The 14633-nt window shown below is 27.2% G+C and carries 14 protein-coding genes and 2 tRNA genes; 7 read left to right on the top strand and 9 right to left on the bottom strand.

Going from position 1 to position 14633, the window contains the following annotated elements; genetic code table 11:
• Nucleotides 1–8 precede the first annotated feature (8 nt).
• A complete protein-coding gene (locus BRSU_RS06270; RefSeq protein WP_048594411.1) occupies nucleotides 9–1385 on the top strand; it encodes a sodium ion-translocating decarboxylase subunit beta in 1377 nt (458 codons plus the stop codon).
• A gap of 85 nt (nucleotides 1386–1470) precedes the next feature.
• Here the strand turns inward: BRSU_RS06270 and BRSU_RS06265 are convergent, their stop codons facing one another.
• Entirely contained in the window at nucleotides 1471–2433 is a 963-nt protein-coding gene (locus tag BRSU_RS06265) for a DUF2156 domain-containing protein (protein ID WP_048594410.1), read from the bottom strand.
• Between the two features lie 72 nt (nucleotides 2434–2505).
• The gene (locus tag BRSU_RS06260) at nucleotides 2506–3063 is read right to left on the bottom strand and encodes a flavodoxin family protein (RefSeq protein WP_048594409.1); all 558 of its coding nucleotides are present in this window, start codon (nucleotides 3061–3063) and stop codon (nucleotides 2506–2508) included.
• A 131-nt stretch (nucleotides 3064–3194) separates the two neighbouring features.
• Between BRSU_RS06260 and BRSU_RS06255 the strand changes: the two genes are divergently transcribed.
• Entirely contained in the window at nucleotides 3195–3533 is a 339-nt protein-coding gene (locus BRSU_RS06255; RefSeq protein ID WP_048594408.1) for a winged helix-turn-helix transcriptional regulator, read from the top strand.
• A gap of 274 nt (nucleotides 3534–3807) precedes the next feature.
• Here the strand turns inward: BRSU_RS06255 and BRSU_RS06250 are convergent, their stop codons facing one another.
• Together BRSU_RS06250 and BRSU_RS06245 are read right to left on the bottom strand one after the other, a co-directional pair.
• Nucleotides 3808–4338, bottom strand: coding sequence for an SRPBCC family protein (locus tag BRSU_RS06250; protein WP_048594407.1), 531 nt, complete (start codon nucleotides 4336–4338; stop codon nucleotides 3808–3810).
• Complete coding sequence (locus BRSU_RS06245; RefSeq protein ID WP_048594406.1) at nucleotides 4339–5646, bottom strand: AI-2E family transporter; 1308 nt, start codon at nucleotides 5644–5646, stop codon at nucleotides 4339–4341. It lies immediately after the preceding gene.
• Nucleotides 5647–5789: 143 nt separating this feature from the next.
• Between BRSU_RS06245 and BRSU_RS06240 the strand changes: the two genes are divergently transcribed.
• The 3 genes from BRSU_RS06240 to BRSU_RS06230 all read left to right on the top strand — a co-directional run bounded on the left by BRSU_RS06240 (nucleotide 5790) and on the right by BRSU_RS06230 (nucleotide 6411).
• Nucleotides 5790–5863 (top strand) — tRNA-Ile (locus tag BRSU_RS06240).
• 29 nt (nucleotides 5864–5892) lie between these two features.
• Nucleotides 5893–5966 (top strand) — tRNA-Ala (locus BRSU_RS06235).
• 100 nt (nucleotides 5967–6066) lie between these two features.
• Complete coding sequence (locus BRSU_RS06230) at nucleotides 6067–6411, top strand: ankyrin repeat domain-containing protein (protein ID WP_048594405.1); 345 nt, start codon at nucleotides 6067–6069, stop codon at nucleotides 6409–6411.
• A gap of 49 nt (nucleotides 6412–6460) precedes the next feature.
• Here BRSU_RS06230 and BRSU_RS06225 read toward each other — a convergent pair whose 3' ends face one another.
• The 5 genes from BRSU_RS06225 to BRSU_RS06205 form a co-directional block, all read right to left on the bottom strand.
• Nucleotides 6461–8230, bottom strand: a complete 1770-nt coding sequence (locus BRSU_RS06225; protein ID WP_048594404.1) for a CASTOR/POLLUX-related putative ion channel — start codon at nucleotides 8228–8230, stop codon at nucleotides 6461–6463.
• Between the two features lie 70 nt (nucleotides 8231–8300).
• Entirely contained in the window at nucleotides 8301–10247 is a 1947-nt protein-coding gene (locus tag BRSU_RS06220; RefSeq protein WP_048594403.1) for a TonB-dependent receptor plug domain-containing protein, read from the bottom strand.
• Nucleotides 10248–10270: 23 nt separating this feature from the next.
• Nucleotides 10271–10855, bottom strand: a complete 585-nt coding sequence (locus tag BRSU_RS06215; protein ID WP_012669941.1) for a hypothetical protein — start codon at nucleotides 10853–10855, stop codon at nucleotides 10271–10273.
• 31 nt (nucleotides 10856–10886) lie between these two features.
• Nucleotides 10887–11423, bottom strand: a complete 537-nt coding sequence (locus BRSU_RS06210) for a hypothetical protein (protein WP_020063595.1) — start codon at nucleotides 11421–11423, stop codon at nucleotides 10887–10889.
• 162 nt (nucleotides 11424–11585) lie between these two features.
• The gene (locus BRSU_RS06205; protein ID WP_020063594.1) at nucleotides 11586–12152 is read right to left on the bottom strand and encodes a hypothetical protein; all 567 of its coding nucleotides are present in this window, start codon (nucleotides 12150–12152) and stop codon (nucleotides 11586–11588) included.
• Nucleotides 12153–12634: 482 nt separating this feature from the next.
• Between BRSU_RS06205 and BRSU_RS06200 the strand changes: the two genes are divergently transcribed.
• Together BRSU_RS06200 and BRSU_RS06195 are read left to right on the top strand one after the other, a co-directional pair.
• The gene (locus tag BRSU_RS06200) at nucleotides 12635–13606 is read left to right on the top strand and encodes an ABC transporter substrate-binding protein (RefSeq protein WP_048594402.1); all 972 of its coding nucleotides are present in this window, start codon (nucleotides 12635–12637) and stop codon (nucleotides 13604–13606) included.
• Nucleotides 13607–13726: 120 nt separating this feature from the next.
• A complete protein-coding gene (locus BRSU_RS06195; RefSeq protein WP_048594401.1) occupies nucleotides 13727–14632 on the top strand; it encodes an ABC transporter permease in 906 nt (301 codons plus the stop codon).
• Nucleotide 14633 lies beyond the last annotated feature (1 nt).

Here is a 14633-nt window from a genome sequence, read left to right as displayed (position 1 = left end):
TAAAAATAATGAGAAAAATATTTTTAGTATTTGCACTTATCTTTATGACAGCATCTGTGGTGTTGCCTCAAGAAAGTGATCAGGAACCTCTTAATATAAAAGATTCGCTTATTTCTTTGGTGAGAAATACTGCTTTCGGAGGTTTATTTCCTAGAAGCGAAAAAGAAATAGCAGAAGCTCAAGCTAAAGCTGAAAAGAGTAAAGAAGAAAAATATCAAACTAAATTAAATGATATTAAAGTAAAATCTGCTCCATTATGGCAGAATGCTATAATGATTTGTGTTGGTTTACTTTTAGTTTATCTTGCTATAGCTAAAGGTTTTGAACCACTTCTTCTTATTCCTATAGGTATGGGCGGAATTTTAGCTAATATTCCTATAGCAAATATTGCTGCTTTGCCTGTAGTAGAAATTATGAATGGTATACCTGTTACTATAAGCAGCGGAGGTTTTTTAGGTCAAATATATACTTTTGGTATTGAATCAGGATTATTCCCACTATTCATATTCATTGGTGTTGGTGCTATGACAGACTTTGGTCCGCTTATTGCTAACCCTAAAACTGCTTTATTAGGTGCTGCTGCTCAGATAGGTATATTTGGTACTTTACTTGGTGCTATGATAATATCTACATATATACCAGTTATTTCTTTCACATTAAAAGATGCTGCTTCAATAGGTATTATCGGAGGTGCTGATGGTCCTACTGCTATATTTACAGCTTCAAGACTTTCACCTGGTTTATTAGGTGCTATTGCGGTTGCTGCTTATTCATATATGGCTTTAGTACCTATAATACAGCCTCCTATTATGAAATGGCTTACTACAGAAAATGAAAGAAAAATAGAGATGAAACAGCTTCGTCCTGTTAGTAAAAGAGAAAAAATTATTTTCCCTCTTACTGTTATAATACTTGTTGCTTTACTTTTACCAGATGCTGCTCCTTTAATTGGTGCTTTGATGTTTGGTAATTTAATCAAAGAATCTGGTGTTACAGACAGACTTTCTAAAACTGCTCAAAATGAATTAATTAACATAGTTACAATAATGTTAGGATTATCTGTTGGCAGTAAATTGGCTGCTGATAAATTCTTACGTTTTGAAACATTGGGTATATTAGTATTAGGTTTAGTAGCATTCTCTATGGGTACAGCAGGCGGAGTACTTCTTGCTAAATTAATGAATATATTTAGTAAAGATAAAATCAATCCTCTTATCGGAGCTGCTGGAGTATCAGCTGTTCCTATGGCTGCAAGAGTTGCTAATAAAGTTGGACAGGAATCTAATCCTCATAACTTCTTACTTATGCATGCTATGGGTCCGAATGTATCAGGAGTAATTGGTTCTGCTGTTGCTGCCGGAGTACTTTTAGCTATATTAGGTTAATGAGTAAATAAGATAATATGAAAGGAAGCTCAAAGAATTGGGCTTCCTTTTTTATTGAAAAATTTAAATTGAGTTTATATTTTTATTAGAATTCTGTACAGAAACCTTTATATTTTTCTATATATCCTACAGGATTATATGACATTTTTGCTTTTCTAAGTCCTAAATCTCCAACATCCTGCTCTCTATTAACAAATTTAAATCTTTCATAATCATTTATATAATTTTTTAAATTTTCTAAGAACATTCTGTTTATTGCCTGATATGTGCCTTTGTAATTTCTATCACCTCTTTCTGAATGAACTACAATAGTATCTCTCATACTTAAATCAGCTATAGTATATGCTACTATTTTATTATCTATATAAATAGCTCCTCCTGATATATTATTTATTATATCCCAATTACCAAGTAAAGTTTTTATCATTATAGTGTCTGCTTCCGCTCTTACTTCATGAGTTAATAATTTACTGCTGTCAAAAGTTTCGCATTCTTCAGCATTATTTTCATTTAAAGCAGCATTGTTTTTTTTCTCTTCTTCTTCCCATTTAGCTTCGAAATCAAGTATATCCTTTATTACAGTTTTATTATCTATTGGAACATATTTAAATTCATTTTTAAGAAATTGATTATATAAATTCTTTTTGTTATGGAATTTTTTCCCCGGTAGTGTAGTTAGTTCATTGAGATCATATATATATTCCCATTCATCTCTAGTTTCTTTAACTTTTATTTTAGTAGTTTTCTCCCAAAATAAAGCTAGTTCCTTAGGTATTCTTATTATAGTTTCACCTGAAATTTCACAAGGGCTAAAATCAGTGCAGAAGTTAGTATTAAACCAATCGCCTACAGGAGCCCAATATATAGTATAAGGAGATTTCTGTCTTATCCAAACTAGCTTTTCTGTAAATGCCCATTCAAGCATATATATATCCTTTAATCCTAACAAATTCATAAATGTATAATCAGCAGATTGCTCTGGAGTCATAGAAAAATATTTATGATAAAGTTCCTGTTTTTCTAATGAAATAGGTTCAAAATTAATCATGTATTAAAAATCCTTATTTTTTAAATTTATTGACTATAAATTATATATTAAAATGAATTAATGTAAATGGATTTAAATTATAGCTTTTCCTATTTCAAATGCTTTATTTAAAAATTCTTCTTTTCCTTTAATATCTCCTATATTAAATACTCCCCCTGCAATTAAATATCCTAAATCTTTCCAGCCTAAATAATTCAATAAAGATTGATAATATTCTATAACAGGCTTAGAATTATTATCATCATTTCCTTCTGCTGCCATAAGCATAATGCATTCTTTATATGGTGTTTTATAATTAGGATCTATTTCAGTAACAGCAAATATTCTGTCTATAAAGATTTTTAATTGAGCAGAGAAGGCCCAATAATACATAGGAGATGCCAATACCAGTATGTCTGCTTCTTTATAATGCGGATATATTTTATCCATATCGTCTTTTTGAGAGCATGGACTATCAGGATTTTTACCTCCTTTTAAACAGCCTTTACAGCAATGTATATTCATTCTGTCTAAATTGAATTTTATTATATCATTTCCGTTAAGTTTTGCCCCTTTAGTAAATTCTTCTATCAAAACAGAAGTGTTGCCATTTAATCTTGGGCTTCCATTTAAAACTAATATTTTTTTCATTTTTTACTCCTGTATAGTAAATTATTATTGATATTATTATTTTAGTATTATATATTATATTTATCAAGTACTAACAAAAATATTATATACTAACTAAAAGTAAAGTATAAAATGATAATAAAGGATAATATATGAAAAAAGATAATAACAAACTTAAAGAAAAATATATGGAAGATACAGGTTTTGCCTATACTATGTCATTAATATCAGGTAAATATAAAATGATAATATTATATATATTGTCAGAATTAAATGTTGTGAGATATAATGAATTAAAAAGAATAATATCTAATATCTCTCATAAAACATTGAGTTTAACTTTGAAAGAATTAGAAAAAGATGATTTAATTACTAGAAAAGAATACCCTCAAATACCACCCAAAGTAGAATATAGCTTATCTAAAAGAGGTAAATCTTTAATACCAATATTAGATGCTATATGTGTATGGGGTAAAAAGAATAGAAAATAGTAATTTTTAAATATTGTAAAGCTAATTATAAAAATTGTTCGCCTCTGGCAAGTTTACTTGACAGAGCCTTTGCTGTAGGCACGCATAGCGAGAGGAACAATTTTTATTAGCAATAATAAAAAATAATAGTTTTTAAATATTAGAATTAAAATATAAAAGCGAGTCCAAGCCCTTCCAATAGGGACACAGGCACGTAACTTAATTTATTAAGTTAAGCCTTTAGTGAACCAAGTAGGCACCTTTACAGGTGGGCGAGCATAACAATAATAAAAAATTATTGTTTATGTTTGTTTATAAAAGCTCTTACTCTTCTGAAAAAGTCGCTTTTACCGTTTTCATCTATAAGTACATATTTAAGCATGAATCTCAAATAAGGATGATATACATACATAGTTTCTTTTATTGTAAGTCTAGTTCTTCCATTTTCTGTATCTTCTAATATATATGTCCAAAGAGCTGTGTATTCATTTTCTGTTTTTACTATTGATATTTCACTGTTTTCTATTCTTCTTACTTCTATTAATTCCTGATATGTCCTTCTATTTGAATATGTTTGCATTATTTTTAATTTATCATTATCTAATTTTTCTGTACGAACTATTGATATGTATTTTAACCAAGCAGGGTAGTTTTCATAATCTATGATGAGATTGTATAATTCATTTCTATTAATATTAAATACTTGAGTTTTTTCTTTTGAGAAAGCAGGAGGTATTCTCTTTCCTATGAACGTTGGTAGAAATATCATAATAGCCATTAAAAATAATGGAAGTATTATAAATATTGGTACTAAGTAAACTAACATCTATTCGCCTCTTTTCGTTAAAGTATAAAATTTTGAATGATAATATTTATTAAAAAAGTTTTTTATTGTTATTATTATAATTCCGCAGAATGGTACAGCAAATAATACTCCTAGGAAACCAAAAAGTACTCCTCCTATAATAGTACTGAACATTACAGCTATAGGGTGAATTTTTACTGATTTTCCCAATATTTTAGGCGCCATTATTCCTGAATCCAATATTTGTATGATGCCGTATATTATACACATTTTTAAAGCGCCATGCCACCATACAGGTTCTGTAATTATACCTATAAATAATGCTGATATAAATGCTGCAAATGGTCCTATAAATGGTATATAATTTAAAAGCCCTCTAAGTAAAGCTAATATAAATGCATATTTAGTATTTGTTACGGATAGCATTATATAACATATGATAAAAAATGATACAGCTAATATTGTCATTCCAACTACATAACTATTTATTATATAATTTGAATTTTTTATTATATTACTTACAGAACTTTGCCATCTCATAGGTATTATTTTTATGATTCTATCTTTTATATTTTGAAAGTCCAACATTAGATAAAAAGTAACAAAAGGAAGTATTACAAAGTATGAAAATATTATGCTGAATATTGTAGTTATGCTGTTTATATTCTGGAATCTGAAATCTATAATTTTTCTATACATTAAAGTTACAACGCCGCTATTACCAAATAAAAAATCATTTATAGCATTTGAGTCTATTTCTAAATTGATATCAAAACTTTTTCCTATTGTTCTGTTTAATTTTTCAGATAATGTTATAAGCATATCAGATATGGAGTTATATATTTTATCCACATATTGAGGCAATGTTTTAAATATTACTTCAATTTGTTCTATAGTTCTGGGAAGAATAAATATTATAAATATTATAGCCAATAATAATAATGGTATATATATTAGTAATACGGCGGTTATTCTAGGAATTTTAGTCTGCATTTTTGTTATTAAAGGATCAAACATATATGCAATAAAAATTCCCCAAATAAATGGTGCAACTAAATATCCGGCTTCTTTAATGACCCATAGTGTAAATAAGGCTAATATTAATACTATTGAAGTTTTAGCCCATATATATTTCCAAAACGGTATTAGAGCTACTATAAGTATAATAAATAATATAATAGGATTTATTATATCTCTAATTAAATAACAAAAATAGAAAAAAGCAGTAAATACTATAGCAATTAATAGTATTTCTCCGCCAATAACTAAAATTTTATTGTGTGTTAAAGAATTATTATCTCTAGAAAAAAAATTATTTTTATTAATCATATTTGTATAGTATAATATAAATAGTTTTTTTTACAACATTTTTTATAAAGTTTTATTAATTATAAAAAAAAATATAAAAAAGCACTTGCTATTTTTTTTAATTATGCTATAATCTAATACATATCGTTGATGAATAAATTAAAGGGCCTGTAGCTCAGATGGCTAGAGCGTTCGACTGATAATCGAAAGGTCGGTGGTTCAATTCCTCCCAGGCCCACACGCTCAGGTTCTTTAAAATATATAATCGGGGGTTTAGCTCAGTTTGGGAGAGCGACTGCCTTGCACGCAGTAGGTCGTGGGTTCGATCCCCATAACCTCCACATCTTTTATAAAACTATTCTTAAATATTATTTGAGAATAGTTTTTATTTTTTAACTATAAATAGTTTTTCTCCGATAATAAAAAAGGAGGATATTTATAATGAAAAATATTATACTTATACCATTAATGATTATATCTATAACTTTAATTTCATTTAATCAACTTTATCCATTAAATCAAGATGAAGAAACATTCTTAGATGCTGCAATATTCGGAGATGAGGATGTTATAAAAGCAATTATTGCTAAAAATATCAATGTTAATATACAAGATGATGTAGGAAATACTGCACTTATATTGGCATGTATGGAAGGTCATATTAAAGTTGTAGAATTATTAATCAAAGCAAGTGCTGATAAATCTATAGTAAATAAACATGGAAATGATGCTTTATATTATGCTAAGATGAACAATTATAATGATATAATAAAACTTCTTGAATAAAATTTTTTATATTTCAATTTTTTAATCTACTTTATTGCAATGAAGTAGGTTAAAAAATTAACTCTTCATTTTCTTCTTCTAATACATAATTAGTTATAATTACAATTTCATCCTTATTATCAAGCATACATTCAGAATTAGGATTTAAAATAATATCATTGTATCTTTTGATGCCTATTAAAATTATTTTTTTCTTTAGTAAATTAAAGTATACATCTTTAAAACTTCTAGATTCATTAAAATAATCAGAATATGGAGACATTATAATATCTTTTCCATTTCTGCTTAGAAGTCCGTAGAAAATATATAATATATTTGAACTTATAGAAGCCTGTGCCATAAGCATACCTATAAGTTTACCGCTCACTATAAAGTCTCTTACATCATCTGAATATATCAAATTCCTTTTTTGTATAGAATTTAATAATGATAATATTGCTATATTTAATTTTTCTTTTTTTATTATTTCTCTTATAATCAAAAGTATATTAATGCTTTTTATGTCTGTGATATTATCTTCAGATATTAATACTATTTTTGTTGTATTTTCTTTATTTAATTTTTCCAACATAAACTTATATTTATTTTTTTGAGATTTTATTAAATCATAACTTAGCATAACTATATTATTATTTTCTATATATTCTGAAATTTCTTTTATTATTTCAGTGTATCTTTTTTCTTCACATATTAATAGAATGTTATTTTTATATTTAATAATATTTGGTTTTATATCAGGATATTCTTTAATAGGGTTATCGTAATTATTTTTTGATAATACTATTAGTCTATTTTCTTTTTTTATTACATAATCATAATTAGGTATTAAAATCTGACTTCTATCTTCTTTTGTTATTCCAAGCAATATCATTCCCTTGTCAAAATATTTTGAAGCAGCATCTTCAAATTTCCAATTATCAAAATCATGATCATTTTCTATATAAAATATATTACCATCATTAGAAAATAAATCCTCATAAACATTGCTTAAGCCTGTATAAATTATACTTTGTGCTATAAGTTTATAAAGAATTTCATATTTATAAATTACATGAATTACAAAGTTTTTATTTTCAATGGATTTTATTATCTCAATAGTATCTTCTTCATGAACCAATACGCATATATTAATTTTGTTATCAATTTTATCTTCTTCTATTTCTTCTATAATTTTTTTCAAAGCTAAAAGTATATTCAGAGATTCTGTATCATCATTATTTATTATTGATATGCTTGATGATTTAGAAATATTTAATAATTTTATATTTTCTATTCTGCTTGTAGTTCCTTCTCTTATTATTATATTAGTTTTTTTATATCCTTTTATAAATGAAACTCTTTTCCTTATAACATCAACATTATGTTCAGATAGTATTACAATGGTTTTAACTTTTGCTTTTATAAATTCTTCTACTATAGTGAGAGCTTCTTCTCCGTACCCTAAAATAATAGCATGATTTTTTTCCATTATAAATGCATTACCTTTGCTTAGATTATTTATTCTATCTTGCAAAGCTTTATTGATCATAGCTATAAGAGAACCCCAGCCGCATACGCCTACAAAAGTTACCATTAAAAAAGTTATTACTACACCAGTATTGCCTTCTACAGAAGATATATTTCCCGTATCTATAAACTGCATCAAGCTATCCCAAAATGCATCTTTAGGAGGATACTGAAAAAATACTATGATAAATATTGATACTATTAAAAGGAGAATTATTATTGCAAATACTAAAAGCATTAATTGATAGAAAAGCCCTTTATTAAGCATTCTGTCAATTCTGTATTTTATATAATTAGATATATCTTTTAACATAAGAAACTCATTATATTTTTTATATATAAAAGATTATACTAAAGTAAATTAAAATTGCAAAATATTTTTATTAAAAATTATATCCTATTTCAAATTCCCAAGTAAAAGGTTTGGCAACAGAGTATGTAGAAAGTATAGGAGTTTTATTAAAAATATTTTTAAAATGCATAGAGAATATCAAATGATTAAACCATATAGAGTAGAATGATATATCAAAATCATGAAATACTTCAGAATATTTTATTGGTTTATAATCTGTTAAAGGTCTTGGAGCAGAGTAGGTATAGTAAATATTTAAAGATAATGAACTTAATACTTTATTTTTAGGTATAAAATCATAACCGAGTAATGCTGTAACAACATGTTCCGGCAAACCTATTTTAGGGAGCTGATTTTCTCCCATATAGGCAAGCTGATAAGAATAACCTATTTTTGTTTTTATCTTATGATACTGAGCAAATGGTATATCATATCCTATACTTGAAGTAAATATATGTGAAGTTGCTGTATCTACATTTTCAGGAACTGCATACAGCCAAATTATTTTATTTGTATATGTTGTATAAGCATAAGAGGCTTCTATTTTTAAATTTGTTATAGGTTCTAATGTTAATTTAGTGAGCAGTTGATTATAGCTTTCAGGCAATAATTTAGGATTACTGAAAGTGCCGTAATAAAGATCATTAAAAGTAGGTGAGGTATAATCACTCATATAGCCAAAATACAATGAGTAGCCTTTATAAAAATTTAAATTAAATCCTACATTGTATGCTAAATAATTATTATTTTTTTGATTAGTAAATATTTCATTTTGATATTCATACTTTATGCTAGGAAGCAATGTAAATATAGGTGTATTATTATCCCAATATCCGAAAGATAATTGCATATCATATTTTATTGAAATAGAATGTCTTTGAGGATAATAATAAAAATTAGTTTCTATAGCATTTGTATCTTCTGTTAAAATATCATATCTGTATTCAGGGGTTAATTTATTATACATTGTAATAGTGTTTGGTAAAAATTCGTCCATTCTTTCTAAAGTTGTATTTAAAGCTATAGCATGCGATTTATAATCTGATACAAATTTACCATTCTGAAAATAAGGTCTGTCTACAAATGAATCAAATAAATATGATAAAGTAACATTATAATTTAAAATATCTGAAAATCCATTATATGATATTGAAGAAGCTAGAGTAGTAAAAGTAAACCAAGAATCAGTTTTATTTATAGGCGGTATTTGATATTGGGCAGCAGAGCTTGAATAAGATATATTAGCAAATACATTTATATGATCTTTATTATCAAATGTATATTTATAGTTGGCAGATGAATTAACTATAAATTGTCTATTATCTCTAAAATTTCCTTGTACTCTGTCTCCTGAAGAATTAATAAAATCATAATGATAATTTGCATCACTATAATAAGAATCAGCAGTAAAAGTAAATACCTGATGTTCATCAATGTTCTTTGAAAATAGTATAGATGGTCTTACTGTATTATAAGCGCCATAACATAATGATATTAAAAGTATATCCTGAACAGGACTTTTAGTTGTTATATATATAGAATTGCCTATTATTTCAATGGATTCTATCAAATTCGATGGTATTCTTCTTAAATCAACTCCGGCATCAGCATTTCCTTTAGCTGTATTCATAAGTATGCCATTAATATATATTTTTATATTATCTCCATTTGCACCAGCAGGATCAACAACTTCATTTCCCATATAATTGCCTTTGTTAATGAATCCCGGCTGATTAGCTAATACTTCCTGAGCATTTTTATATCCCATTCTGTCTATTTCTTCAGATGTTATTATACGATTATTTGCTTTGATAGGAGTTTTGGGATCAGAAATATTATTAGTCTGATTAGTTTGAGATGCATTTGTTATTTCCACTTGAGAAGTAACCCAAATACCGCCTTTTAATTCTCTTATCAAATAACTTTGTGAATATAATAAATTTGTGAATATAAATAATACTATGATATACTTTTTCATATGAATACACTTTTAATTTTATTTTATTGAAGTTTTATATAACCAAAAGGCCACCAATACTTTACCCAATCGCTTGTTTTTTCATTTGGTATAGTATTTTGATCGCTTCCGCCGCCATACCAAGCTTGTTCAGCTCCTTCTTCATCAACTATTATAAGTCTATATCTTATCTGCATTCCGATGCCTGTTTTATTATCCCAATATACTCCGGCTATATAATTTTTACCATTATATGTACATACCATACATCTTTTAAAAACAGTTCTAGGGCTTGTTCCATTATTCCATTTATCTTCATAATAATTAGCATCATCTTTGAATTGTCCTGTTACTGTACTATATGATGATGTTTCATATATATTTTTATTATTAACCATAGTTTTCCATATCTCTTCAATTTTTGACTGAGTTATTTCACCTGTATAAGCTTTGTTACCATAATAAATAGTTCCATTATATCCATTTCCAATTTCTACAGCTGATACATTTACTTTTGAATTTTCATTGATTGTTTCTTGTCTAGGATCAGTTACAGATTTAGGAGCACATGAAATAGATATAATTAATATTATAAATATGTTTATTAAAATTTTGATTTTATTTTTCATGATGATTATACCTTGATTATTAATTTATTGTTTATTTTGTTTTAGGTACTAAATCTGAATAAACTGAAAATGCCTTATTTTCTTCTGTAAATTTAGTTTTTGCTTCTTCAAGAGTTTCAGTATAAAAAATACCAGAAGGAGTTCCATCTTGAACCCAAGCTTGAGATATGGATAAAGAAGATTTAGTTAAATTTTTAAATGATATAGCATACCATTTATTAAGAGCCCCAGCTTGAAAAGATTCGTCTATCTTTGTATATATTCCGTACATAATACCAGATGTATTATCATTATTCCAAATTATTTCTGATACAGAAATAGAGTAGCTAATATCTCCCTGAGGATTAAGTACATTAAAGTCTATTTTATTGTTTCCACTTTCTTCTATTTTATAAATTTCTGTTTGATAATTTGGATTATACCAATCTTTGATTAATAAGTTGTAATTTATATTGTTTTTCCATAAAGATGTTCCTGCTGTCGGATTATTTGGATTGTTTCCAGCACATGATATTGCTAAAGTTATCACTGTTAAAAGTGTTAAAAAAATTTTAATTTGTTTTTGCATAATAAATGCTCCTTTATTTTTTATGAATTTTAATAAATGTGAATGTTAGTGTACTTACTATTTCAAATGCTATACTATTTTATGAAATACTAAATTTTAATATTGCAGTATATTATAAATTTTATACTAATTATTTTTATAGAAAAAATTGAAATTAATATATTAGAATTTTTCTATATATCCCCATATAGCATCTTTTCCAGAACCATCTTTATATCTAGTCCATACAGTATTTTCATTTGGTATGTTATTAGGATTGCTTCCGCCACCAAACCATGCTAATTCTGCACCTTTATCATCGAAAGCGATTAGACGATAAGCATTAGGCATACCTTGATTTTCATTATCCCAATATATGCCTGCAAGATAAAATTTTCCATTGTATTGATAAGCGATATTTTTTATATATTTAGTTCTAATTTCAGGTTTAGGATTTTGATAATCACTGCTAATATCATGATAATTTCCTTCAGAGTCAAACTTTCCTGATTTATATGCATAATCTGTTGCATAATAAATAAATTGATTCTTAACTAATCCTATCCATAATTCTTTTAATTTGTCTTGATCTGCAGTATTAACAACAATAGATTTACTGCCATAATATACTGTAGTGATTATTCCAGATCCGTTATTATTATTAGGGTCATTTGGATTGTTTTTAGCACATGATACGGCTAAAATTAACACCGTTAAAAGTGTTAAAAAAAATTTGATTTGTTTTTGCATAATAGATGCTCCTTTATTTAAATTAAATATTACTGAGTATTTAATAAATGAGTGCTTAAAGAATTTTTCAGTGCACTCGCCTATTTTAATGGTATCCGACTTCGTTAGTTATTTTATTTATATAAAAAACTAAACTTTACGGTTGCGTGCCAGCGAAGGATTTTCACCCTCATTCCCATATTCTTTGACAGCAAATTATATATAATATTTTTTTTATATCAAGTTATTTTATATTTAAAGCATAAAAATATTATATTATTTTTTATAAAAAACTTAAAAATTAATATTTTCATTAAAAAATTAAATTCATATTTATGTTACCAAAATTATATTATACATTATGGTAAAATATTTTAGTTTTTGAAAAACTATTTTGATATATTAATAATGTGATAATTATTAATTGACATTATTATTATATGTAGTATAATTACTGTATATAGTTTCTTAAATTTTTTTCTATTAAAAATAGGAGTTTGATTATGAAAAGATATTTATATTCTTTATTTATCATAACATCAATGATATTTATTTCATGTTCTTCAGGAAGTTCTAATTCTAATGCAGCAGGAGATAAAGTATTTAAAATAGGAATTCTTCAGTTAATAGAGCATGATGCATTAGATGCTTCTTACAGAGGTTTTGTTGACGGACTTAAAGAAGCAGGATATGAAGACGGAAAAAATATTATTATAGATTATCAGAATGCTCAAGGCGAACAGGCAAACTGTGTAACTATAGGACAAAAGTTCGTTAATGATAAAAGCGATTTGATTTTGGCAATAGCAACACCTGCAGCACAAGCAGTAGCTAATATGACAAAAGATATACCTATACTTGTTACAGCTGTTACAGATCCTGCAGCAGCAAAACTTGTTGCTGATAATAATGCTCCTGGAGGAAATGTTTCAGGTACTTCTGATTTAACTCCTGTAGAAGCACAAATTGAATTATTAAATGAAATCACTCCTAACTTAAAAACAGTAGGACTTTTATATTGTTCAAGCGAACAGAACTCCGTATTTCAAATGGATATAGCAAAAAAGAAATTAGATTCTATGGGAATAAAATATATAGATGCAACAGTGACATCCGCTAATGAAATACAGCAGGTTGTTCAGAGTTTAGTTGGAAAAGTAGAAGCTATCTATACCCCAACTGATAATATGATAGCTGCTGGTATGGCTACAGTTGCTTTAGTTGCAGAGCCTGCTAAACTTCCAGTAGTTTGCGGAGAAGGTGGTATGACTATGCTTGGCGGTACTGCTACTTATGCTATAAGCTATTATGAACTTGGAAAATTGACAGCTACTCAGGCAGTTGCTATATTAAAAGGAGAAAAAAAGCCTGCAACTATGCCTATAGAAACATTAAAAACTTTTGATTTGGTAGTTAATACTAATATGGTTAATAGCATTGGCATAACAATACCAGAATCATTATATAATAAGTAAAATATTAAATAAAATATAAGAATTGAGGGAGAATCTTTAATATTTAATAAGGATTCTGCCCCCAATTTTTGTTATAATAATTATCATATATTTTAATCAGCAATAATAGAGGTTTGTATAATGGAAGGGATTTTTTTGGCAATAGAAGGTGCAGCATCTCAGGGTATCATTTGGGGAATAATGACTCTAGGTGTTTATATTACATTTAAGGTTTTGGATTTCCCAGATTTGACTGTTGATGGAAGTTTTGCTTTAGGCGGTGCTGTAAGTGCAATACTTATATCGAATGGTATGAATCCTTTTATAACTTTGTTTTTTGCTTTTTTGGCAGGTTCTTTGGCTGGATTTGCAACAGGTTTTTTAAATACTAAGCTTCAAATACCTGGAATATTAGCGGGTATTCTTACAATGATTGCATTATATTCTATTAACATTAGAGTTATGGGAAACAGACCTAATATACCTCTTTTGGGAATGGATACTTCTTTAACTATAATTCAAAATATACTTTCATTAAGTAAAGTATTATCAGATTTACTTGTAGGATTTATATTCTCTGTAATAATCATAGCTTTGATGTATTGGTTTTTCGGTACAGAAATGGGCTGTGCTATAAGGGCTACCGGTAATAATGAAAGAATGATTAGAGCATTAGGTGTTGATACTAATGTTATGAAAATAATAGGACTTATGATATCAAATGCTTTGGTTGCTTTATCCGGTGCTTTGGTTACTCAGAGTCAGGGATATGCTGATGTAGGTATGGGAACTGGTACTATAGTTATAGGTCTTGCCTCTGTTATAATAGGGGAGGTTGTATTCGGTAATAGATTCTCATTCTGGTACAAATTGGCTTCTGTTGTAATGGGTTCTATAATATACAGAATAATAATAGCTATAGTTCTTCAGTTGGGATTAAAGGCTACAGATTTAAAACTTCTTACTGCTATAATAGTTGCAATTGCTCTTTCAGTGCCTGTAATTAATAGAAAAGTTACAAGAGTAGTAGGCGGAAAAAGAAAATGAT

It is taken from the genome of Brachyspira suanatina (assembly GCF_001049755.1).
Taxonomy (GTDB): Bacteria; Spirochaetota; Brachyspiria; order Brachyspirales; family Brachyspiraceae; genus Brachyspira; species Brachyspira suanatina.
The sequence above is the reverse complement of the archived record's forward strand: the minus strand, read 5'-3'. Positions and strand labels throughout refer to the sequence as shown.

Bases quoted from the DNA above. Each gene is read 5' to 3' on its own strand.
- BRSU_RS06220 (WP_048594403.1), bottom strand. From the start codon at position 10,247: ATGAAAAAGTATATCATAGTATTATTTATATTCACAAATTTATTATAT.
- BRSU_RS06215 (WP_012669941.1), bottom strand. From the start codon at position 10,855: ATGAAAAATAAAATCAAAATTTTAATAAACATATTTATAATATTAATT.
- BRSU_RS06205 (WP_020063594.1), bottom strand. From the start codon at position 12,152: ATGCAAAAACAAATCAAATTTTTTTTAACACTTTTAACGGTGTTAATT.
- BRSU_RS06260 (WP_048594409.1), bottom strand. From the start codon at position 3,063: ATGAAAAAAATATTAGTTTTAAATGGAAGCCCAAGATTAAATGGCAAC.
- BRSU_RS06195 (WP_048594401.1), top strand. From the start codon at position 13,727: ATGGAAGGGATTTTTTTGGCAATAGAAGGTGCAGCATCTCAGGGTATC.
- BRSU_RS06255 (WP_048594408.1), top strand. From the start codon at position 3,195: ATGAAAAAAGATAATAACAAACTTAAAGAAAAATATATGGAAGATACA.
- BRSU_RS06265 (WP_048594410.1), bottom strand. From the start codon at position 2,433: ATGATTAATTTTGAACCTATTTCATTAGAAAAACAGGAACTTTATCAT.
- BRSU_RS06270 (WP_048594411.1), top strand. From the start codon at position 9: ATGAGAAAAATATTTTTAGTATTTGCACTTATCTTTATGACAGCATCT.
- BRSU_RS06210 (WP_020063595.1), bottom strand. From the start codon at position 11,423: ATGCAAAAACAAATTAAAATTTTTTTAACACTTTTAACAGTGATAACT.
- BRSU_RS06250 (WP_048594407.1), bottom strand. From the start codon at position 4,338: ATGTTAGTTTACTTAGTACCAATATTTATAATACTTCCATTATTTTTA.
- BRSU_RS06245 (WP_048594406.1), bottom strand. From the start codon at position 5,646: ATGATTAATAAAAATAATTTTTTTTCTAGAGATAATAATTCTTTAACA.
- BRSU_RS06200 (WP_048594402.1), top strand. From the start codon at position 12,635: ATGAAAAGATATTTATATTCTTTATTTATCATAACATCAATGATATTT.
- BRSU_RS06230 (WP_048594405.1), top strand. From the start codon at position 6,067: ATGAAAAATATTATACTTATACCATTAATGATTATATCTATAACTTTA.
- BRSU_RS06225 (WP_048594404.1), bottom strand. From the start codon at position 8,230: ATGTTAAAAGATATATCTAATTATATAAAATACAGAATTGACAGAATG.